Genomic DNA, 19167 nt, shown 5'->3' on the forward strand with positions numbered 1-19167 from the left:
GACTATTGTATATGGCATTTGTCATTGTCGCAAAGTTAGTAAATTGGGCGAATAATCGTACTTTCTGTTGGGGCCAACTTCCCTACTCCTTGTTGTACATGCTTTGTTTTTGATTGAAAAGCCGGCAGATTAAATACCTTAATGAAATCAAACAACTCTACTCCTATCAGCTCCCACCCGAAGCAGTATTTAAACGGCTTAATAGCTCCTCACGCGATGATTTTGACAATGGAATTTTGGCCGGTTTTATAATTAACTGGTGGTTTTCAACCTTTTCAATTTTGGATATTGCCACAATGTACGATTTATGGATCCTCAAAAACAGGTCGCCGGGTAGCTTATTTTGTAATTCGGCCAGGGTCATGCGGGTTAGGGTTTGTTTATTTTGCTCTACTATGCACACATAATTATCCTGCCCCTGTATGTACAGTATATCGCCAAATACAATTTGCACCCAGTTATGGCCGTCTTTAACAAATAAACACTTTTGGTGCACGCCGTTTGGTGGAGCCAATTGCTGCATCCTGCCATTGGCCAACTGGCAAGCCTGCAAAAACCTGCTGAAGTTTATAGGTTTAAGCAAATAATCGGTGGCAGCCAGGTCGAAGCCTTTTAAGGCATGTTCGGCATAAGCTGTTGTGAATATTATTTGCGTTTTATGCTTCACCAGGCCTGCAAACTCCAGGCCCGAAATATCGGGCATATTGATATCCAAAAAAACCAGGTCTGTTGGCGTCGAATCCAGGTAGGTTAAAGCTTCGGTAGCACTTAAAAATACCGTATTTAGTTGCAAATAAGGTACTTTTTGGGCATGTATTTTTATGATGTCCAGCGCAACCGGTTCGTCATCTATGGCAATTGCATTAATCATTTTTGGGTAATACTTGGTTTAGCATATTCTTTAGTTCCTGGTAGTTTAGTCCTTTAGCTATAATAATTCCTTTGGGGTCAATCAAAAAACTTTGCGGTATGGCGTATATACTATAAAGCTTTGCCACGCTATTGCTCCAGTGTTTTAAATCCGATACCTGTGCCCAGTTTAAATGATCGTCATTAATCGCTTTTATCCAGGCGGTTTTTCCGTCAGCGGCATCTAAAGATATACCTAATATAGTAAAATTCCGGTTCCCGAAATCCTGGTAGAGCTGGCGCATGTGCGGATTTTCGGCCCGACATGGCCCGCACCACGATGCCCAAAAATCCAGCAATACGTATTTCCCCCTGAAGGCTGATAAACTAACAGGTTTACCGGCAGTATCGGTTTGGGTAAATTCGGGCGCTTTTGTGCCGCTAGCCAGGTTTTCGCGGTCCAGTAAAAATTTATGGTATTCCTGGCCAGGCACTGAATTTTTGACCTCCGGTGCAAGCTTTTTAAACATCGGATAAATTATATGCACATCAGGAAAAGAGCCGCCGTACGCTGATAAACTTACCAGCGCTATAAAACTACCCGGATTATTTATAATAAACTTTTTCAGGATAGGCTTTCTGAGCCTGCTTAAACTATCCAGTTGCGTAGCTAACCTGCGTGAAGGCAGGGTATCGCGGACTGCTCTTAGCTGTACACTCACAGCAAGTTGCTGGTCGGATATCGTTTTTAATAATTGCTGCAATTTTTGATCATCCGCATTAATTACCGACCCGGTAAACTTTCCATTTGCGAGCAAGCCCGGTGTATGGAGGTTGATGGTGCCCGTATGCAGATAAAGCTTTAACAGGTCAACCCTGGCGCCAGCCTTCGTTTTCTGTACCAGGGCATTCAGGCCTACCCTATCCGGATCGGCAACTAAGGTGGCCGGTAATGGCCTGTCTACCTTGCCGGTAAAAGTATAGTTACCCGTTTGCTCATCAAGATTTGCCGAATCAATTATTTTGCGGCCGTCAATCTGCCAGGCTAAAAACAACCGGGTATGTTTATCCATCCCTTTTGTTTTTACGATTAACCTGAAGGCGCCACCTGCATAATTTTGAGCATTGGCTGCCAGGTACGATAGCAGCGCTATCATAAAAAGAGTATATTTTTTCATAAGGTATGTGGGTTTATTTGTGCAGTTGCAGTTGAAGCAAAACTTTATAATCGGTGCCGGTATTGGAGTTTGCAAGTTTATACCTGCCGGGATAAAGCAGCTCAAGACGTTTAAGCGTGCTTTTAAGCCCGGTATTGCTCCCTTTTACCTGGGTGTTGCCTTTAATTATTTTATTGACCATCTGCAAGGTTAAACAACCGTTGCTGATGGTTAGCCTGATGTTCACGTTGCTATACTCATTCATGCTGATGCCATATTTAAAAGCGTTTTCAATAAAAGTGAGCAGCAGCAGCGGCGCAATTGTCCAACCGGGTTCGGCGGCGTTGATCTGCACATCAATTATCATATCCTCTTTTTCGGGTAATCTTGCTTTTTGTAAGGCCAGGTAATTGTTAATAAACTGTATTTCCTCTTCCAGCGGAACAAAGTTGGTATGCATGCCGGTTATAGTGTACCGCAAAAGGTCGGATAGCTGATCTATGCCATCGGCAGTTACCGGTGCGCTTTCCTTTAATGCGGTGCCATATAAATAATTGAGGCTGTTAAACAAAAAATGAGGGTTTAACTGCGATTTTAAAGCATTCAGCTCATTTTCGGCTTGCTGCAGCTGAAGCTCTTTTTTATGCTTTAACTGGTAAAAGTAATCGCGTATTATACCATATACCATGGCGTAGGCTGCCATTAACAAAACAGGCTGAGCTGCAGACCATATACCTAATAGTTCCAATGCATCCGGACGATGCAGCGCCAGCAGGGTAAAAGAAAGTATACCGATGAGCAAGCCGCCTGCTGCAAACTGGTGCCATTTTAGCTTTGCAAAAAAATACACGTAATAAACTTCTACCAAAAGTAGAAACAGTGCCACAACGATGATATCGTACCTGAAATTTGCCTGAAAAAAATACTCCCAGGGGCTCACCGCGGTTTTATCGTCATGAAAAAGATAATCGCCGTTCCGGTTAACATAGTAAATGTAAGGCACAACGGTAAACAGGTTGATCACCGCCCACACCATACTAAAGTGAGCCAGCCAGTTTAACAGAATTTTACGGATGCGGGGTTTCATTTGCTTTCTTTTACCTCAAAGTAAACGAACCAAACAGATACCTTATAATTTATGTGGCGAAACACCCCAAATTTGTGGTGAATGGCGATGGTACGTGGGCTTTGTTTGAAACAACCATCATTTTAGTAATAAACATATTCTTTTGTAAAGATGATTTAATCTTTCAATTTAAAACCTTACAAACCGAAAGGATTTCCAGCAATTACAGATGAAGCCTGGTTTAAATTTTACGAAGTAAATGTGCTGAGCGGCGTGGCTTGTCACTCGCCTGTTTTGATAAAATGATCGCCAAAAAACTTGGGTCGCATCATTTTTCGACCGCCACCAACGGCGCAACTTTAAGGGATGATGACGACGTTGTATAAACAACATTTTAAATTAGCCTAAACTCAATAAAAGTGTAATAAAAGTAAATTAAAGTGATTAAAAATACCATAAAGGTTCCCGGTTTTTCCATGAACCCCCGGGAATTCTTATGGTAAAACTTAACTGGTAATTACATCTTTTTTGCAGTATCCTTTTTGGCGGTGTCGGTTTTAGCGGTATCAGTTGTTGCAGGCGCCGGGGTTGTTGTAGAAGCCGAATCCATTTTTGTAGTGTCAGATCCACCGCTGGCATCTTTGGTTGAGCCGCATCCCGTTGCAATTGCAGTTACCATTGTCGCGACAAGTGCAAGACTTAAAATTTGCTTTTTCATAGTTAATTAATTTAATAGTGTATCCTTTAGTGAACATACTATTAACCTCATAAGCTTTATATTGTTTAAACAAGTTTGCGTATTAGCGGAAATAGCCTGATTTAAAGAGTTTTGAAGTCAAACTATCATATTTTACTTCATTATTGAACTATTTAAACATAAATTTCAGATATTTAGAAGCTATGGTTGTATCCGAAAAAATATTAAAGTGGGCATTGCGCTTCTACCCTCCCCTATTTTTTCAGCGTATCTGGGTAGTTGGTTTCGATGAAGGATATAGGGGTGTTGAAGTAAAGATCAAAAAGAGTTTCTTAAATAAAAATTACAATAATTCTATTTTTGGGGGAACACTTTTTGCAGCTGCAGACCCATTTTACCCTTTATTATTTCATCATTTGTTAATTAAAAAGGGTTATAAATTAAAGGTGTGGTCAAAATCATCAACTATAGAATATTTGAAACCAGGCTTAACTGATGTGCATTTTAAGATCAGTTTAAGCGATGATGACATTGCAGAAGCCGAAAACGCACTGAATACGCTGGGCAAATATACCTCCCACCACCCTGTTGATATTTACAATAAGGCGGGCGAAATATGTGTATCAGTAATTAACGAGGTTTATTTACGCAACCTCAATTTTATCGACCCTAATTTGTAATTTTATTGATGACTGTTTTTATGAATGACGAAGTTTTTATTAAAAAAGGCTTCCTGATATCAACCGACAAAACACTTTTGGATGTTGATGTGATATACAACTATTTAAATGACGACTCTTATTGGGCACAAGGTATATCGCGCGAAAAGCTGGAAAAAGCCATAGCAAACTCAATGTGTTTTGGAGTTTATAATGATAACAAGCTTGCGGGTTTTGCACGCGTTGTTACCGATAATGCTACTTTTGCATACATTTGTGATGTTTTTATTTTACCTGTATTTAGAAAAAAAGGGCTATCAAAATGGTTGATGCAAACCATTGTTAATCACCCGGAACTGCAGGGATTAAGGCGATGGTCGTTAGCTACTGCAGATGCCCAGGGGTTATATAGTCAATTTGGGTTTAGCCAGATTTCGAAACCCGAAAATTGGATGGAAATATTTACACCATATATTAAACCTCAACAATTAGTTTAAGGACCGGAGAGTTAAAAATGAACATCAAAAAACTGATTTTTGAGGGAGAAGGCGTTACGCTCGACTTTAAAAAAACAATTACCAGCTGCGAAAAAATAGCCCGTACAATGGTATCCTTTGCCAACAACAAAGGCGGTAAACTATTGATTGGTGTTTTAGATGACGGCACGATTAAAGGTGTAAAATCTGAGGATGAGGAACGTTATATGATCACCAGGGCGGCTCATATGTTTATACGGCCGGCTCTTGAGCCTATATTTGAAGAGATTTACGTTGATGACAAATTGGTACTTGTTGTTGATACCTTGCCAAGTGAACTAAAACCGCATTACGCCCTCGCCGATGACGGCAAATGGTGGGCCTATGTAAGGGTGAAGGATAAAAGTGTGTTGGCAAGTAAAATTGTTTTAGAAGTGCTTAAGCGTTCATCCAACGACCAGGGTGTATTGATTGAGTATTCTGATAATGAAAAAACCTTGTTAAGTTATCTTGCCAAAACTAATCGAATTACAATAAAAGAGTGCAGTGAATTGTTAAAAATGGGGCGCAGACGCACGCAACGTATTTTGGTTGATCTGATCCTTTCAGGTTTAATCCGAATCAATACAACCGAAAAGGAAGAGTATTATACGGCCTGTTAGTTGCTGTTTTCTCCACCCTAATTATTACTTTTACGGCCCTGCACAAAAGTAATGAAAGCCGTTTACCAAAAATACAAACCTTACTATACCGAAAGCTTAAAGCTTGCAATCCCGGTAGTAATATCAAATGCCGGCCATACCGCTGTTCAGATATCTGATACAATTATTGTAGGTCATTTTGCAGGCACAATATCATTGGCGGCCGCTTCTACGGTAAATAGTCTTTTCATGATGCCCCTGGTTATCGGTATGGGAATTTCATATGGGCTTACCCCGTTAATTGCTCAAAATAACGGACGCAAGGATTATAAAGAATGTGGTCGTTTGTTATCAAACAGCCTGCTGTTAAATGTATTGAGCGGCATTGTTTTATTTTGCGGTATCTATTTTGGCACAATGCTTTTAATCAGCCATCTCGACCAATCGCCAATGGTTGTAAAAGAGGCCAAACCTTATTTGTTGCTACTAAGTTTATCACTTATCCCGCTCCTGATATTTAACACTTTTAAACAATTTGCCGAAGGGCTGGGTTTTACCATGCAGGCAATGATCATATCTATAGCAGGTAATGTAATTAACATTGTTTTGGGGATTATATTTGTAAAGGGCCTGTTTGGTGTGCACCCTATGGGCATTAAAGGGGTTGGATACAGCACCCTGATAGATAGGTGTTTAATGGCCATCGCAATGGCTTTTTATGTTTTCAGATCGGCAAATTTCAAGTCGTATTTGAAAAGTTTTGCCATTAAAAATATTGATCGGTTACGTACTATTAATATTTTGAAGATAGGTGCACCAGTAGCAATGCAGTATACTTTCGAGATCAGCGCCTTTGGTGGTGCCGCATTATTAGTTGGTACTATAGGGATTGTTGACCAGGCGGCGCACCAGATCACAATTACAATGGCATCCATGACCTACATGATGGCAAGTGGAATTGGTGCAGCTGCAGCTATAAAATCGGGCAATTACTTTGGAGTTGGCGACCATAAAAATTTACGCCTCGGAGCTATCTCTAATTATCACATTGTACTGATATTTATGAGTATAACAGCAGTAATATTTGCCTTAGGCCGGCATTTATTACCATGGATATTTACTTCTGATGAAAATGTTATAAACATTGCAGCTCAATTACTTATCATAGCAGCATTCTTCCAGCTATTCGACGGAACACAGGTTGTTGGCCTTGGTATATTACGTGGCATGGGCGATGTTAACATGCCCACTATCATAACCTTTTTAGCTTATTGGGTAATTGGTTTACCAATAGGCTACGTGCTTGGCATCAAATTGCATATGGGTGTTTATGGTGTATGGTACGGATTGGTACTTGGACTGGCCACAGCTTCTATCCTTTTGTTCATCCGGTTTAATATGATCAGTAAACATCACCGGGATAAGGCAATACCCGTATTACCGAAAGATTAGAAATAAAGATCGGCTGCCACTTTGAAGGTATTGCAGTGTGCGTCAACTATATCTTTGATCCGGGGCGAATAACCTCCACCCAAACTTACCTGAACGGGAATATTGTTGCCGACACACTGTTCAAAAACAAACTGGTCGCGGGCCATACAAGCTTCTTTACTTAAAGCAAGCTTCCCAAGTTTGTCAGTACTCAATACGTCAACTCCGGCCAGGTAAAATACAAAATCGGGCTTTACCTGTTGAATCAGTTTAGGTAAAGTTTGATATAAGATGCTTAAAAACTCTTCATCTCCGGTGCCATCTGGTAAAGGAATATCCAGATCTGATTTTTCCTTACGGATGGGAAAATTATTGGCTCCATGCATCGAAAACGTGCATACCCCCGGCTCATTTTCAAAGATCTGCGCGGTACCATTTCCCTGGTGAACATCTAAATCAATTATTAAGATAGATGATGCTAAATTACTATTTAATAAATAGTTAGCAGCAATGGCCTGATCATTGAGCATACAAAAACCTTCCCCCCAGTTTGTGCCTGCATGGTGTGTGCCGCCGGCAACATTAAACGCGATACGATTTTTAAAAGCGAAGGCACAGCCATCAATTGTTCCTTTGGCTATCCTCATTTCACGCTCAATCAGTCGGGCGGATAAAGGGAATCCTATCCGTCTTTGCTCTTTGGATGATAATGTCAGATTACGAAGTTGATGCCAGTAATCTTTATCATGAGTTTTTAGAATTATCTCTTCTGAAGGTAACCCGGGAGAAAATAAATTATCTTTTGATATTACCCCCTCACGTATTAACTGCGCCGGGATCAACTCATATTTAAGCATCGGAAACCGGTGACCTTCCGGCAATGGGTGGGCGTATATCGGGTCGAAAGCTATTTTGAGCATGCTGTTAACCTAATATCTCACCAACGTGCTTTTGGATATTATCACAAATGTTATCCAGCGGTAAATCATTAGCATCGTACCCAAATGGATCTTCAATTTCCTCGGCCAGCAATTCGATACTTGCAAAAACAAACAACACAAAACCAATAATGGGCACCGTAAAATACTTGAGGTCAAAGGCCCAGGTAAATGGCAAGGTCATGATATAAGTAAAAATGAACTTCTTGATAAAAACGCTGTACGAGTAAGGTATTGGCGTTTTTCTGATGCGCTCACAAGCCCCGCAAATATCTGTAAATGAAGTTATTTCTGCAGTTATACTAAATAATTGCTCCGGGTTTATTTCACCGCTTTTATTAAGCCTGTATATGTTTGCTATAATGGCCGATGCTACCTGGTTAGGTACGTGTTTTTCGGGATTGATAGTTACAAACTGTTGCCGCTCAGATTCATAAACATCCCGAAGATGATCTCTTAAAGAACGGGCGTAAAGCGGGATAGCATAATTAAAAAACGGCAACTCGTTTTCATCAATAATGTGTTTTAGCTTTATGGCCAGGTTACGGCTGCTATTGGTAAGGCTCCCCCAAACCTTACGACCTTCCCACCAGCGATCATAAGCTGAGTTAATACGAAAAGCCAGCAATAGTGAAAAAACAAACCCGATAGTTTGATGAATATAGCTCACCTTTTTAAGCAAGCTGGTATCAGGTAGTTTCCAGAAATCTATTAACAGGTAAGTAACTACGCCTGCGTAAGCAGCAACTGCTATTATCAATGGAAAAAGTTCGCGTAATGTGTCCGCTTTGTTAAGCCTGAAAACGAAAGAAAACCACTCTTTGGGATTGTAATAAACCATATAAAAAATTATTTAAAAGCTTCTAATGAATCGGCCAGGTATTTAGCGGTGTAATAAACATCTTCAAAGGTATTATAAAGCGGCACCGGACTCAGGCGAATCACATCAGGTTCGCGCCAGTCGCCTATAACACCGTTATCGGCCAGGTATTTAAAAATTGCTTTTGCATTATGCGTACAAACCACTGATAGCTGGCTACCACGTACAGCCGGATCAGCAGGCGTAATGATCCTGAAAATGTCTTCTACCCGCCCTTTATTTATTTCATTAATTAAAAACTCCAAATAACCCGTCAGAGCAAGACTTTTTTGCCGGATGATACCCATATCGCCCACATCATCAAAAATAGCCATAGAAGCTTTAAATAAAGCAAGAAGCAATATCGGGCTTGTACTTACCTGCCAGCCACCGGCTCCCATCTCCGGATCGAAGCCTGGAGCCATTAAAAAGCGCTTATCGGCACGGTATCCCCACCAGCCAGCGAAGCGGTCAATTTCCTTGTTGGTAAAATGCTTTTGGTGCACAAAAATGCCACTGATCCCTCCCGGGCCTGAGTTCATATATTTGTATGAGCACCAACACGCAAAGTCGGCACCCCATTCATGCAATTTCAATGGGACGTTACCCGCGGCATGCGCAAGATCGAAACCTGCATAAGCGCCTGCCCTGTGAGCAGCATCGGTAATAGCTTCCAGATCAAAAAACTGCCCGGTGTAATAATTTATCCCGCTAAAAAGCACTAAAGCCAGCTCATCGGCATGGTCATTTATCGCCTGAAGTATATCTTCTGTTCGTAATGTAACTTCTCCGTCGCGCGGAGAAACCTCAATCACTGCATCTTTGGGATCAAAGCCATGAAACTTAACCTGGCTTTCCACAGCGTATTGATCCGATGGAAAAGCGCCGCTTTCCATGATTATTTTAAATCGTTTACTATTTGGTTTATAGAAGCTTATCATAAGTAAATGAAGGTTTACTGTAAGTGAATTCATTACTGTAACTTCATTTTCCTGTGCACCAACTATCTTTGATATTGACAATGAAAGCGATTTATGATATTCTAACCAGGGATCATCGCCCTGGAACCAACCCTCTACTGCAAGATCTTTCCAGGTGTTCATCTGATCGGCAATATATTGTGCTGCGGATTTGGGCTGCAGACCAAGAGAATTACCACAAAGATAAATGGCATCATCTCCTTTATGCTTTGGAATTAAAAACCTGCTTCTGAAATCTTTTAAAGCGTCCTTCCCGTCCTGTGCTTTGGCAAATGCTAAACTATTTTGATAATCCATTGCTCAATATTACAAAAAAGGCAAATTTAAAGCATCTATTTATTGGGTTTACTTACGAATTTGTTGCCTTTAACATAAAAGCGATAAGGTAAATAAGCGTCATCGCCGGCATAGCTCACGCCAATACGCGGGCCGATAGTTATTTGTTCATCCAAAAAATTCAGCCCCCGGTCTTCAATCCAAAGCGTATCACTTTGCAAGCTAATAGCATTAATGTTCCGGGAGATGCCTAACGCCTTTGCAACAGAGCCCGGCCCGGCAGTGATTGTTGATTTAAGTACGGTCATATTTCGCCTTACCTGCATGGCCTCAATGCCATCAGTTGGATTAATAGCCCTAATCAGTATCGCATGCGGCTCACCTTCAACAGAAGTTACTACGTTGAACATTTCATGAATGCCATAGCATAGATAAACATAGGCTATACCTCCCTGCATAAACATGGTTTTGGTGCGAGGGGTTATCCTGCTTCCAAAGGAGTGGGAGGCTTTATCTACAATACCGTTATAAGCTTCTGTTTCAACAATATAACCACCAGTAGTTACACCATCAATACAGGTAAATAAATACTTACCCAGCAGGTTTTTGCTGATAGCAACCACATCATTTCCTAAATAATAATCCTCGGTCAGCTTCATTTTTTTGGGAGGATTTGTTTTAAAAGTTTATTAATTTCTTTGCCTTTATCGAAAATCATAATGTGCGTTCCACCCTGTACAATGGCAGCATTTTTTATGCGCTTATAGTCAAATATCAGATCTTTATCGCCGGTTATATGGTAAAGATTTGTAGGGGCCACATCATTTTTCCAGTTTAAAATTGCCCCCATGGCCCACTTTACAAATACCGGCGACGTCCTTTTCAGCATATCATTAAACACCCACGCATCCCCTTCGCTCATCTTGCCAAACACCGGTTTGATCATAAACCCCATCGAGGTCATTAGTTTGCCGGGAATTAATTTTTGAACCGGCAAATTCCTAAAGAAACTAAAGTACCGGGGTGCCTCATCCCTTGTTTTAATACTGGAAATAATGATCACTTTTTTCATAGGGATAAGCTTAGCCATTTCAACAGCGATCATCCCTCCCATCGAATTGCCTATCACTATTGAATCCGGCTTGATGTTATATTGATAAATGAGCTTTTGTGCATAGCCCGCCAAAGTATCCCGGGAGTCTGGCTCTATCCAGTCCACCGGAATCACTTCATGATTGCCCAGGTCGATATTATTGAAAATGCGCGTATCGGCGCCGAGGCCGGCTACCAGGTAAATCCTGCTCATTAAAATTTTACCAGCTTTACAATCTGCTCCAGGAAGCGCGCGTCAGTTTCATCAAACTGATCTAATAGTTCGCTGTCAACATCCAAAACGCCAACAACCTCACCATTATTAAATACCGGCACTACTATTTCCGACTGCGAAAGAGAGCTACACGCAATATGGCCCGGAAAAGCCTCTACATCGGGCACTATAAGCGTTTTTGCCTGCTCCCATGCAGCGCCGCAAACACCTTTACCCAAAGCTATCCTCGTACAGGCCACAGGCCCCTGGAAAGGGCCCAAAACCAGTTCACCGTTCTTTACCATATAAAAGCCAACCCAAAACCATTTAAACTGCTCCTTTAAAGCTGCGCTGATGTTAGCCAGGTTGGCAACAAGGTCAGGTTCGCCATATAGTAACGCTTCAATCTGGGGGATCAAAGCAGAATATTGTTCGGTTTTATCTGTTGATGTGGTTATGTTTAAATCCTCTGCCATAATGCAAAGATGGCCATTTTCAGTATCAAGTAGTTAGTATCAAGTAGCAAGACTTTTTTCTTTTTACTGTCAAATAACAATTAGTATCAAGTAGTCAGTATCAAGTATCAAGACTTTTTTCTTTTTATTTTTCTGCAAGCGTCAAAAGTCCCCCTATCTAATATATTGACCAGAAAATCAATCTTGATACTTGATACTAACTACTTGATACCAATAATATCATATTTAATCTTTTATTTAGCAGGTGTATGTTTGTTAGTTTAACTATAATCCGGTACCGAAAGCTGTTTATTCCCTTCGCCTTGCTGGCCATGGCAATACACCGGCTGCCCTTGATAATGCAAAAAGGCTGCACTTTTTACAAGCTGCTTGGCTCGGGCCGGAATGGAACCTTCGACCTGCAGCCCGACTGGCAGCAGTGGGGCCTGTTAGCCTGCTGGGAAAACCGCGAAGATTTCGACAGGTTTTATAACCACTCCTTTATTTCAAGCTGGTGGAAGGTATTAGCCCATGAAGGTTACACCATATTATGCCAGCCATTGCAAAGTCATGGAAAATGGAATGGTAAAGAACCCTTTGGCACGCCTGATATACAAAACTATACAGGCCCGGTTGCTGTGCTTACACGGGCCACGATCAGAATAAGCAGGCTAAGGAATTTTTGGAGCCATGTAGATGAAGTAGCAGGCTTAATGACCAATGCGCCGGGCTATATTACCTCCTTTGGCGTAGGCGAGGCACCGGTATATCGACAGGCCACATTTTCTGTTTGGCAGAGCATTGATGATGTAAAAAACTTTGCCTACAAAAGCCGCGAACATGCCGAAGTAATAAAACTTACCCGGAGTGAAAACTGGTACAGCGAAGAGCTATTTGCCCGGTTTAAGCCCATTGCCAGCTTTGGCTCGCTGAATGGCAATGACCCTTTAAATAACCTGTTTAAAAATTAAGATATGAGAATTGTTGCCGAATTACCGCACCCCGATTTTAAGATCTCCATCCTGAACATGAACCAAAAGTTTATTGTAAAGATTGAACAGGGCACCCTGGAGCAAAGTTTTAAAATAGCCGAAATGGACCTGACCGATGGTGTAAACAGCGTTTTTGAATTGTTGGATGAAGAGTTTTTAAAGAAGGTAGCTGCCCGTTTTATTGAGATGCGTACCGACTTCAAAGACGCCTATTACAGGTATAATTTTTAACAGGGTTTAATGATTACCTAATTGATTTTCAGCATTTTAATTGTATAAAATTTCCTTAACAGAATTTTATTTGGCAAAACACTCCATTTATGGCCTTAAATTCAACCAAATCTTGTCTTAAGTAAATAATTAGTTTATATTAGCATACTTAAAGAATTGACAAACAGACCATATATAAATTTATAAAAAATTAAATTTGGCTGGTTATTTTACCAAATAAATGCGAAGTTAAGCCAAAAGAAGGTCGCAATACCAAAACCCTGATGGCTTTTGACCCGTAGTTGAAGCACATGAATCGTCGGCATTTTTGGGTGCCTGGTATTCCTTAAATACCTTAACGCCGGTTTTATAATTTATCTCTTTTTTAAAGATAGGGCCTTTAAAAGTGAAAGTATGAAACTCCCCGTTCTCCCCGCAAACATCCACATCATCGGGTAAGGCATCAATCAATTCGGGGCTTAGCTCCTTTCCAACTATCCGTTCAAGCCGTGCCTGGGTACAAGCTATTACCGTTCCAAATCCGAGGGTTAAAAACTCGTTGATCAGTTCCCCGGTATCCCGTTTCCATAGCGGGTAAATGCCGCTGAGGCCAAGCTCACTCAAACGGGCATCACGGTAATCTTTCAGGTCCTGCAAAAAGATATCACCAAAGATAGAATGGGTTATACCTTCGCTTTTAAGCTGAGATAAATGATGATGCATTACCTCATCATACTCTTTCATCCCCGGCATTTCGGGCAACCGAATCTGGTACAATGGAATGCCGATACTTTCTGCCTGCTTGATCAATAATTCGGTGCGAACGCCGTGCATCGAGATCCTGTCGACAGCATCGTTAATGGTCGTTACCAGGTATTTTATTTCCAGGTTTGGATCTTGAAGGCAATGGTATAAAGCAAGCGCGCTGTCCTTCCCTCCACTCCAATTGAATATACATTTCATTTTAAATCGTGATTATATAGAAGCTAAAGGCAGAATGCACAAAGCAAAAGGCCGGCACTTTCATTATTAATGACATGGTTTTATGTTGCCGAATTGTTTTTCAACAACTCCTCCACCAGGGCCGTTACCCCAACTGTTGCTTTTTCCTGTATCTTAATTACCGGCCCGTTCACTCTTGTATCCGGTATCCTGGGATCTATGATATACTTAGGCACTTCCCTGTTTACATAAGCAATGAGGCCGGCAGCCGGGTAAACTGCCAGCGAGGAGCCTATAAGCATAAACAGATCGGCACCGGCGCAAATCCGGGCTGCCGGTTCTATCATAGGCACATCTTCGCCAAACCAAACCACATGGGCCCGCAAGGGTGAACCAAGCTCGCAAACCTCATCCATCCTGATCTCCCATCCATCAATAGGATAAGTAAGTGCAGGATTGATGCTTGATTGCGAACGGGTAATAATACCATGCAAATGAACTACTTTAGTGGAGCCGGCCCTTTCATGCAAATCATCTATATTTTGGGTGATAATGGTTACATTATATTTCTCTTCCAGCCTGGCTAAAGCGTAATGGGCCGCATTGGGTTTTGCTTCCAATACCGACTTCCGCCGCTCGTTATAAAACTGCTGCACCATTACCGGGTTATACGCCCATGCTTCGGGTGTAGCCACATCCTGTATATTGTAACCCTCCCAAAGGCCATCGCTGTCTCTAAAGGTCTTTAAACCACTCTCAGCGCTAATCCCCGCTCCTGTTAATACTACTAAGTTTTTCATACCTTAAATTATATCACGCTTTAATATTTCAACCCAATCCAAAAAGTATTTGTATTTTAAAATTAGCTTTCAGCCTTGTGCTTTAGTTTTTGGCTTTTACAAATTTATCAGCCCATAAAAAAAGCGACCTGCATTATGGCAGATCGCTTTCAATTTTATTATTTTAGTTTAAAGAGCCAGCTGCTTTTGGGTTTGCAAAAAAGCAAACTTACTCTTTGCCAGCTCAAAACCGCCAAACAACAGAAAACCAAATAACAGGTCGCCTAAAACCATGTTCTTTTCAAACGGGATAGCATTAATTAACGATTGACCATAACCGGCTAAAGTATGCGGGTACATGGTGCCATATAAAAATGGCAGATCGATAATGAGCCAATGAATCAATATCGATGCAACAGACGCCAGCAGCACGTTAAACACGCTTACCTTTTTAATAAAGCTGCCTACTAAAACCATCAGGGCAAAGCAAAGATAAACCCAAACAGCACCGCTATACCACAAGGTAATTTTTGATGTGTACAGGTAGTTGATGATGATATCGGTAGTAAAAAGCGTAAGTAATACCGTTACATAGCCTTTCCATTTTTCGGTAAAGTATACTCCTCCAAACACAGCTATAGCGCCCACCGGGGTAAAGTTACTCAGTTCCTTATACTTAAAGGTTATTAGCCTGAAAGCTGCAGCAACAATTATCATTAAAATAAGGATAATGTTCCTGTTGATGGTGTCTTTTTTATTCATGATAATATTTATGACGTAAAATTACTCATAATCATGTTAAATAAAAACTACTAATTAAACTGGTATTTTGCACCAAGCATAAAGTTTATGCCACGTGTGTTATACCCCAGCCAATCGGTATATTTTTGATCGAGCACGTTGTTCAGATCTCCAAATACATTCAGATTTTTGGTAGCTTTTAACTGCAGGTGAAGGTCAACCAGGTTATAGTTTTTCAAAGTAGTGATTGTAGATGGATAGGTGGCGAAATTCAGGTCGCCCCTGTTGCCGGTATATTTATAATTTACGCCGATCAGGAAATCAGCACAAGCCTGGTATGAAACATTAGCACCGAAGGTATTTTTTGGCCTGCGGTATAAATTAGCCGTTTGTTTACCGGCTTCATCAGTTTGCTTACCTGTAACATAGGCAAAGTATGCTGATGCAGTTAGCTTGTTTGAATTGTATTTCAGTTCAGTTTCAAAGCCTTTATCTTTTTGAAAAGATCCATTTTTATAGAATGCTCTATAAGGAGGCTGTGATTCAGAGAAGAAATAAATTACATCTTTTGTATTGCGTTTATAGAATACGGTGTTAAACGATAATGCATTTTTTACGATCTCCCAATCAAATCCTGCCTCGTATGAGGTAGTTGTTTCTGGCTTTAATCTACCATTGCCATATTGCGAGTACAATTGATATAAAGATGGGGATTTATAGGCCGAGGCGATAGTCCCGAACACTTTAAACTGATCTGCTAAATACAGCGAAGGGTTAATAGTATAGGTAAAGTTATCTCCGTATTTACTATGGTGATTATACCTGCCGCCCAGTTCCATATGGAAAATGTTTGATTTGAAAAACAAGGAGGTGTAAACGCTGATAATGCTGTTATGTGCAGTATCGGAGTTTATAATACTTGGGCCAGGATGATATCCTGTTTGTTCAAACGAGCTATACTGGTCGGTATTGCTGTATTTATAGTTCGCGCCGCTCGTAATGTCAAAATATTTGCCCAAATTATAATTCAACACAGCTTCTAAATTGCTTATGCGGCCGGTGTTTTTTGTTAACTGGTTGGTTTGGTTATTATCGGGCGGCAGGTTTTTAAAGTTGTTACGAACTGTATTTTGGCTGGCATTAAACACCAATGTTCCCTTTGGTAATTTTACTTTAGCCCCTAAACCACCAAATATAAGCGTATTGTTATAGGTGTAGTTGTTATCATTAGTATAAGCGCCATAAGGCAGATTACCTGTGTTATAGCTGCCCTGAAAATTACCATTCAGACTAAATTTCTCAGAAACATATTGACTGATGTTAACGCTGGCCGAACGCTGGTGGAAACCATCTTTTTTAAATCCGGCTTTGTTTGTAGTATCGGTAGCGGCCGCAAAACCCTTTGAATCCGTATTAGATAGGTTAACGGTAATCCCGGTATGGTTTATTACACCGGTCAACCCGGCCGATTCCTGGAAGGTATTATAACTGCCACCTGTTAACTGCACATTACCTTTTAAGCCCTGTCCCTGCGGATGTTTGGTAATAATATTGATCACGCCGGCCACAGCGTCGGATCCGTAAAGTGTCGATCCGCTTCCTTTTAATATTTCAATTCTTTCAACCTGGTTTAACGGGAAAGCATTAAGATCATAACTACCATCAATTGAGCTTGCGTTGTTAACCGGGAAACCATCTATTAATATTAAAGTATTACCCGATGATGCGCCGCGTAAAAAAACAGATGTACTGATGCCGGGCGCGTTCTGAGCGCCAGAGAAAGTTATTCCGGCAACGGTATTCAATAACTGGGGTAAAGTTTTGCCTTGCGAGCGGTTGATCTGCTCTGCCGATATTACGGTAACTACCCTACCTATATCGGCTAATTTTTTAGGTGAGCGGGTGGCAGTAACTACCACGTCATTTAATAACCGGGTAGTATCCTGTGCAAGCGCGGCGGTGTTGCATAAACCCACCTGCAATAATCCTAATCCTAAAACAATTTTAAAGTACTTTTTTTTCATGTATTTGCTATAGCGTTAAATAATAATGCGGTTTAAATAGCACAACACGGACAGCATAAAATGAAAATACACTACTAAAAGAAGAGCATTCACATTCAGGCTTCAATCCACGAAAGCTATGAATAATTTATAATGCTCTGGCAGGTCTTCTGACTTACTCCCCTTTGTTCTGTCTTCCCGTCCGGTTTACCCGAACAGTGACTTTAAGGATGAACTATGGTTATGGAGCTTACAGCTGCGGGACAGTTCCGGATTTACACCGTATTCCCTTTTAATTCTTTGATAATATCCTATCAAAGAAACCTAAAGCGGTGCAAAAGTACAACAACTATTAATAACCACAACTAACATCTGTATATTTATGCTGATGAAAATGTATTGCACTTTGTTATTTTTGATGATGATTGGTTTAATAAGCTTTGCCCAACAACCCGATACACTGCTCCTAAAAACCCTTTTACAAGCTCAGCCCGAACTGTTTAAAGGCGTACTCGATCACCCAACCCAAAACGAAGTCCAGATTCTTTACACACAGATAAACCGCGACAGAAACAACATCCCTCATTTTAAATCATATAGTTACCGGCTTAACCCTAACCGGTATTTTTACCCGGCAAGTACCGTAAAGCTGCCAACAGCTATTTTTACGCTTGAGAAGTTAAACGAGTTGAAAATTAAAGGCTTAACAAAACAATCTGTAATGATAACCGATAGTGCCTCTACCGGGCAAACTAAAGTTAAAACGGATACTTCATCAGCAAACGGACTTCCATCAATTGAAAACTACATCAAAAAGATCCTGCTGGTAAGTGATAATGATGCCTATAACAGGTTGTATGAATTTGTTGACCGCGGGGAGATCAACAAAAAACTCAAAAATTATAATTTAAACAATACCCGTATCATTGGCAGGCTTGCAATCGGCGATACCGGGGAAGGCACTAAACATACCAATCCGGTTGACTTTTATAACGATGCCCAATTGGTTTATCGCAAACCGGCGTTTTATGATAACAACGAGTATCCCATGCAATTACAAAACATGATACAAGGCAAGGGCTACCTCGATAAGGATGATAAACTGGTAATGCAGCCGTTCAGCTTTGCCGAAAAAAACGTTTACACCATTACCGACCAGCAAATGGTATTAAAACGGCTTCTTTTTCCAGAAGTTTTCCCTAAAACACAGCGCTTTAACTTAACTGCGGCAGATTATCAGTTCATTTATCGTTACATGAGCATGTTTCCTACCGAAAGTGTAAAGCCAACCTACAACCGGCACGAATACTACCCAACGGTAAGTAAGCTTTTATTTTATGGTGCCGATAGCACAGTAGCACCCAATGCCGATATCAGGATATTTAACAAATATGGCGACAGTTATGGATACGATATTGATAACGCCTACATTGTAGATTTTAAAAACAAAGTTGAGTTTATGCTTACAGCGGTAGTACAATCAAACGAGGATGGGATCCTTAACGATAATAAGTACGGGTATACAACCGTTTGCCTTCCTTTCCTGAAAAACCTTGGGCAGGTAATTTATAAATACGAACTACAAAGAGTAAAAAAACGCTTACCTGATTTAACCAAATTTAAATTTAATTACGATAAGGTTAAATAAAGTTCAATTAACAAAAACTTAGCCCGCTATATACTGTTTAGTTTTTACACCCAATTAAATAA

Annotated in this window: 21 protein-coding genes and 1 riboswitch; of the genes, 7 read left to right on the forward strand and 14 right to left on the reverse strand. The window is 40.7% G+C overall.

The annotated features are described in order from the left end of the window. Positions 1-166 precede the first annotated feature (166 nt). The 4 genes from AC1DQW_RS18870 to AC1DQW_RS18885 form a co-directional block, all read right to left on the reverse strand. The gene (locus AC1DQW_RS18870) at positions 167-871 is read right to left on the reverse strand and encodes a LytR/AlgR family response regulator transcription factor (protein WP_477455494.1); all 705 of its coding nucleotides are present in this window, start codon (positions 869-871) and stop codon (positions 167-169) included. After that, complete coding sequence (locus AC1DQW_RS18875; protein ID WP_477455495.1) at positions 864-2027, reverse strand: redoxin domain-containing protein; 1164 nt, start codon at positions 2025-2027, stop codon at positions 864-866. The genes AC1DQW_RS18870 and AC1DQW_RS18875 overlap by 8 nt, the downstream gene beginning before the upstream one ends. Before the next feature lie 13 nt (positions 2028-2040). Next, positions 2041-3093 carry a sensor histidine kinase gene (locus AC1DQW_RS18880; protein WP_477455496.1) on the reverse strand — a complete coding sequence of 351 codons (1053 nt, stop codon included), beginning with the start codon at positions 3091-3093 and terminating at the stop codon, positions 2041-2043. 496 nt (positions 3094-3589) lie between these two features. Beyond that, positions 3590-3790 (reverse strand): coproporphyrinogen III oxidase, encoded by a 201-nt coding sequence (locus AC1DQW_RS18885; protein ID WP_477406096.1) that lies wholly within the window; start codon positions 3788-3790, stop codon positions 3590-3592. A 182-nt stretch (positions 3791-3972) separates the two neighbouring features. Here AC1DQW_RS18885 and AC1DQW_RS18890 point away from each other — a divergent pair, with 182 nt between their 5' ends. From AC1DQW_RS18890 to AC1DQW_RS18905, 4 genes are read left to right on the forward strand one after another with little or no spacing between them, the layout of a single operon-like run. Next, positions 3973-4449, forward strand: coding sequence for a DUF4442 domain-containing protein (locus AC1DQW_RS18890; protein ID WP_477455497.1), 477 nt, complete (start codon positions 3973-3975; stop codon positions 4447-4449). A gap of 8 nt (positions 4450-4457) precedes the next feature. Next, positions 4458-4925: a GNAT family N-acetyltransferase gene (locus AC1DQW_RS18895; RefSeq protein ID WP_477455498.1), complete on the forward strand. Its 468-nt coding sequence runs from the start codon at positions 4458-4460 to the stop codon at positions 4923-4925. A gap of 17 nt (positions 4926-4942) precedes the next feature. Continuing rightward, positions 4943-5566, forward strand: a complete 624-nt coding sequence (locus tag AC1DQW_RS18900; protein WP_477455499.1) for an AlbA family DNA-binding domain-containing protein — start codon at positions 4943-4945, stop codon at positions 5564-5566. Positions 5567-5617: 51 nt separating this feature from the next. Further along, positions 5618-6997 carry an MATE family efflux transporter gene (locus AC1DQW_RS18905; RefSeq protein ID WP_477455500.1) on the forward strand — a complete coding sequence of 460 codons (1380 nt, stop codon included), beginning with the start codon at positions 5618-5620 and terminating at the stop codon, positions 6995-6997. On the opposite strand, the gene AC1DQW_RS18910 is transcribed toward AC1DQW_RS18905, so the two are convergent. The 6 genes from AC1DQW_RS18910 to AC1DQW_RS18935 are packed head-to-tail and all read right to left on the reverse strand — an operon-like array spanning position 6994 to position 11811. Next, complete coding sequence (locus AC1DQW_RS18910) at positions 6994-7896, reverse strand: histone deacetylase family protein (protein ID WP_477455501.1); 903 nt, start codon at positions 7894-7896, stop codon at positions 6994-6996. The two genes, AC1DQW_RS18905 and AC1DQW_RS18910, sit on opposite strands and share 4 nt — an antisense overlap. Positions 7897-7900: 4 nt before the next feature. Then, the gene (locus AC1DQW_RS18915) at positions 7901-8755 is read right to left on the reverse strand and encodes a bestrophin family protein (RefSeq protein WP_477455502.1); all 855 of its coding nucleotides are present in this window, start codon (positions 8753-8755) and stop codon (positions 7901-7903) included. 8 nt (positions 8756-8763) lie between these two features. After that, positions 8764-10050: a kynureninase gene (gene kynU, locus AC1DQW_RS18920; protein ID WP_477455503.1), complete on the reverse strand. Its 1287-nt coding sequence runs from the start codon at positions 10048-10050 to the stop codon at positions 8764-8766. 35 nt (positions 10051-10085) lie between these two features. After that, positions 10086-10688 (reverse strand): DNA-3-methyladenine glycosylase, encoded by a 603-nt coding sequence (locus AC1DQW_RS18925; protein WP_477455504.1) that lies wholly within the window; start codon positions 10686-10688, stop codon positions 10086-10088. Beyond that, positions 10685-11335 carry an alpha/beta hydrolase gene (locus AC1DQW_RS18930; protein WP_477455505.1) on the reverse strand — a complete coding sequence of 217 codons (651 nt, stop codon included), beginning with the start codon at positions 11333-11335 and terminating at the stop codon, positions 10685-10687. The genes AC1DQW_RS18925 and AC1DQW_RS18930 overlap by 4 nt, the downstream gene beginning before the upstream one ends. Further along, positions 11335-11811, reverse strand: coding sequence for a GAF domain-containing protein (locus AC1DQW_RS18935; RefSeq protein ID WP_477455506.1), 477 nt, complete (start codon positions 11809-11811; stop codon positions 11335-11337). The genes AC1DQW_RS18930 and AC1DQW_RS18935 overlap by 1 nt, the downstream gene beginning before the upstream one ends. Positions 11812-12059: 248 nt before the next feature. Between AC1DQW_RS18935 and AC1DQW_RS18940 the strand changes: the two genes are divergently transcribed. Together AC1DQW_RS18940 and AC1DQW_RS18945 are read left to right on the forward strand one after the other, a co-directional pair. Continuing rightward, positions 12060-12761, forward strand: a complete 702-nt coding sequence (locus AC1DQW_RS18940; protein WP_477455507.1) for a DUF3291 domain-containing protein — start codon at positions 12060-12062, stop codon at positions 12759-12761. A gap of 3 nt (positions 12762-12764) precedes the next feature. After that, a complete protein-coding gene (locus AC1DQW_RS18945; protein WP_477408373.1) occupies positions 12765-13013 on the forward strand; it encodes a hypothetical protein in 249 nt (82 codons plus the stop codon). Positions 13014-13241: 228 nt separating this feature from the next. Here AC1DQW_RS18945 and AC1DQW_RS18950 read toward each other — a convergent pair whose 3' ends face one another. The 4 genes from AC1DQW_RS18950 to AC1DQW_RS18965 form a co-directional block, all read right to left on the reverse strand. Further along, positions 13242-13955 (reverse strand): Dph6-related ATP pyrophosphatase, encoded by a 714-nt coding sequence (locus AC1DQW_RS18950; RefSeq protein WP_477455508.1) that lies wholly within the window; start codon positions 13953-13955, stop codon positions 13242-13244. An 80-nt stretch (positions 13956-14035) separates the two neighbouring features. Beyond that, entirely contained in the window at positions 14036-14734 is a 699-nt protein-coding gene (locus tag AC1DQW_RS18955; RefSeq protein WP_477455509.1) for an SIR2 family NAD-dependent protein deacylase, read from the reverse strand. 168 nt (positions 14735-14902) lie between these two features. Then, entirely contained in the window at positions 14903-15475 is a 573-nt protein-coding gene (locus AC1DQW_RS18960) for a DUF6580 family putative transport protein (RefSeq protein WP_477455510.1), read from the reverse strand. Between the two features lie 50 nt (positions 15476-15525). After that, positions 15526-17478 (reverse strand): TonB-dependent receptor plug domain-containing protein, encoded by a 1953-nt coding sequence (locus AC1DQW_RS18965; protein ID WP_477455511.1) that lies wholly within the window; start codon positions 17476-17478, stop codon positions 15526-15528. A 122-nt stretch (positions 17479-17600) separates the two neighbouring features. After that, positions 17601-17801: riboswitch (cobalamin riboswitch) on the reverse strand. 38 nt (positions 17802-17839) lie between these two features. On the opposite strand from AC1DQW_RS18965, the gene AC1DQW_RS18970 reads away from it, so the two are divergent. Continuing rightward, on the forward strand, positions 17840-19105 hold the full coding sequence (locus AC1DQW_RS18970; RefSeq protein WP_477455512.1) for a serine hydrolase: 1266 nt from the start codon (positions 17840-17842) through the stop codon (positions 19103-19105). Positions 19106-19167: the final 62 nt, after the last annotated feature.

Source organism: Mucilaginibacter sp. P5_A4, from assembly GCF_056400605.1.

Bases quoted from the DNA above. Each gene is read 5' to 3' on its own strand.
- AC1DQW_RS18870 (WP_477455494.1), bottom strand. From the start codon at position 871: ATGATTAATGCAATTGCCATAGATGACGAACCGGTTGCGCTGGACATC.
- AC1DQW_RS18875 (WP_477455495.1), bottom strand. From the start codon at position 2,027: ATGAAAAAATATACTCTTTTTATGATAGCGCTGCTATCGTACCTGGCA.
- AC1DQW_RS18880 (WP_477455496.1), bottom strand. From the start codon at position 3,093: ATGAAACCCCGCATCCGTAAAATTCTGTTAAACTGGCTGGCTCACTTT.
- AC1DQW_RS18885 (WP_477406096.1), bottom strand. From the start codon at position 3,790: ATGAAAAAGCAAATTTTAAGTCTTGCACTTGTCGCGACAATGGTAACT.
- AC1DQW_RS18890 (WP_477455497.1), top strand. From the start codon at position 3,973: ATGGTTGTATCCGAAAAAATATTAAAGTGGGCATTGCGCTTCTACCCT.
- AC1DQW_RS18895 (WP_477455498.1), top strand. From the start codon at position 4,458: ATGACTGTTTTTATGAATGACGAAGTTTTTATTAAAAAAGGCTTCCTG.
- AC1DQW_RS18900 (WP_477455499.1), top strand. From the start codon at position 4,943: ATGAACATCAAAAAACTGATTTTTGAGGGAGAAGGCGTTACGCTCGAC.
- AC1DQW_RS18905 (WP_477455500.1), top strand. From the start codon at position 5,618: ATGAAAGCCGTTTACCAAAAATACAAACCTTACTATACCGAAAGCTTA.
- AC1DQW_RS18910 (WP_477455501.1), bottom strand. From the start codon at position 7,896: ATGCTCAAAATAGCTTTCGACCCGATATACGCCCACCCATTGCCGGAA.
- AC1DQW_RS18915 (WP_477455502.1), bottom strand. From the start codon at position 8,755: ATGGTTTATTACAATCCCAAAGAGTGGTTTTCTTTCGTTTTCAGGCTT.
- kynU (WP_477455503.1), bottom strand. From the start codon at position 10,050: ATGGATTATCAAAATAGTTTAGCATTTGCCAAAGCACAGGACGGGAAG.
- AC1DQW_RS18925 (WP_477455504.1), bottom strand. From the start codon at position 10,688: ATGAAGCTGACCGAGGATTATTATTTAGGAAATGATGTGGTTGCTATC.
- AC1DQW_RS18930 (WP_477455505.1), bottom strand. From the start codon at position 11,335: ATGAGCAGGATTTACCTGGTAGCCGGCCTCGGCGCCGATACGCGCATT.
- AC1DQW_RS18935 (WP_477455506.1), bottom strand. From the start codon at position 11,811: ATGGCAGAGGATTTAAACATAACCACATCAACAGATAAAACCGAACAA.
- AC1DQW_RS18940 (WP_477455507.1), top strand. From the start codon at position 12,060: ATGTTTGTTAGTTTAACTATAATCCGGTACCGAAAGCTGTTTATTCCC.
- AC1DQW_RS18945 (WP_477408373.1), top strand. From the start codon at position 12,765: ATGAGAATTGTTGCCGAATTACCGCACCCCGATTTTAAGATCTCCATC.
- AC1DQW_RS18950 (WP_477455508.1), bottom strand. From the start codon at position 13,955: ATGAAATGTATATTCAATTGGAGTGGAGGGAAGGACAGCGCGCTTGCT.
- AC1DQW_RS18955 (WP_477455509.1), bottom strand. From the start codon at position 14,734: ATGAAAAACTTAGTAGTATTAACAGGAGCGGGGATTAGCGCTGAGAGT.
- AC1DQW_RS18960 (WP_477455510.1), bottom strand. From the start codon at position 15,475: ATGAATAAAAAAGACACCATCAACAGGAACATTATCCTTATTTTAATG.
- AC1DQW_RS18965 (WP_477455511.1), bottom strand. From the start codon at position 17,478: ATGAAAAAAAAGTACTTTAAAATTGTTTTAGGATTAGGATTATTGCAG.
- AC1DQW_RS18970 (WP_477455512.1), top strand. From the start codon at position 17,840: ATGCTGATGAAAATGTATTGCACTTTGTTATTTTTGATGATGATTGGT.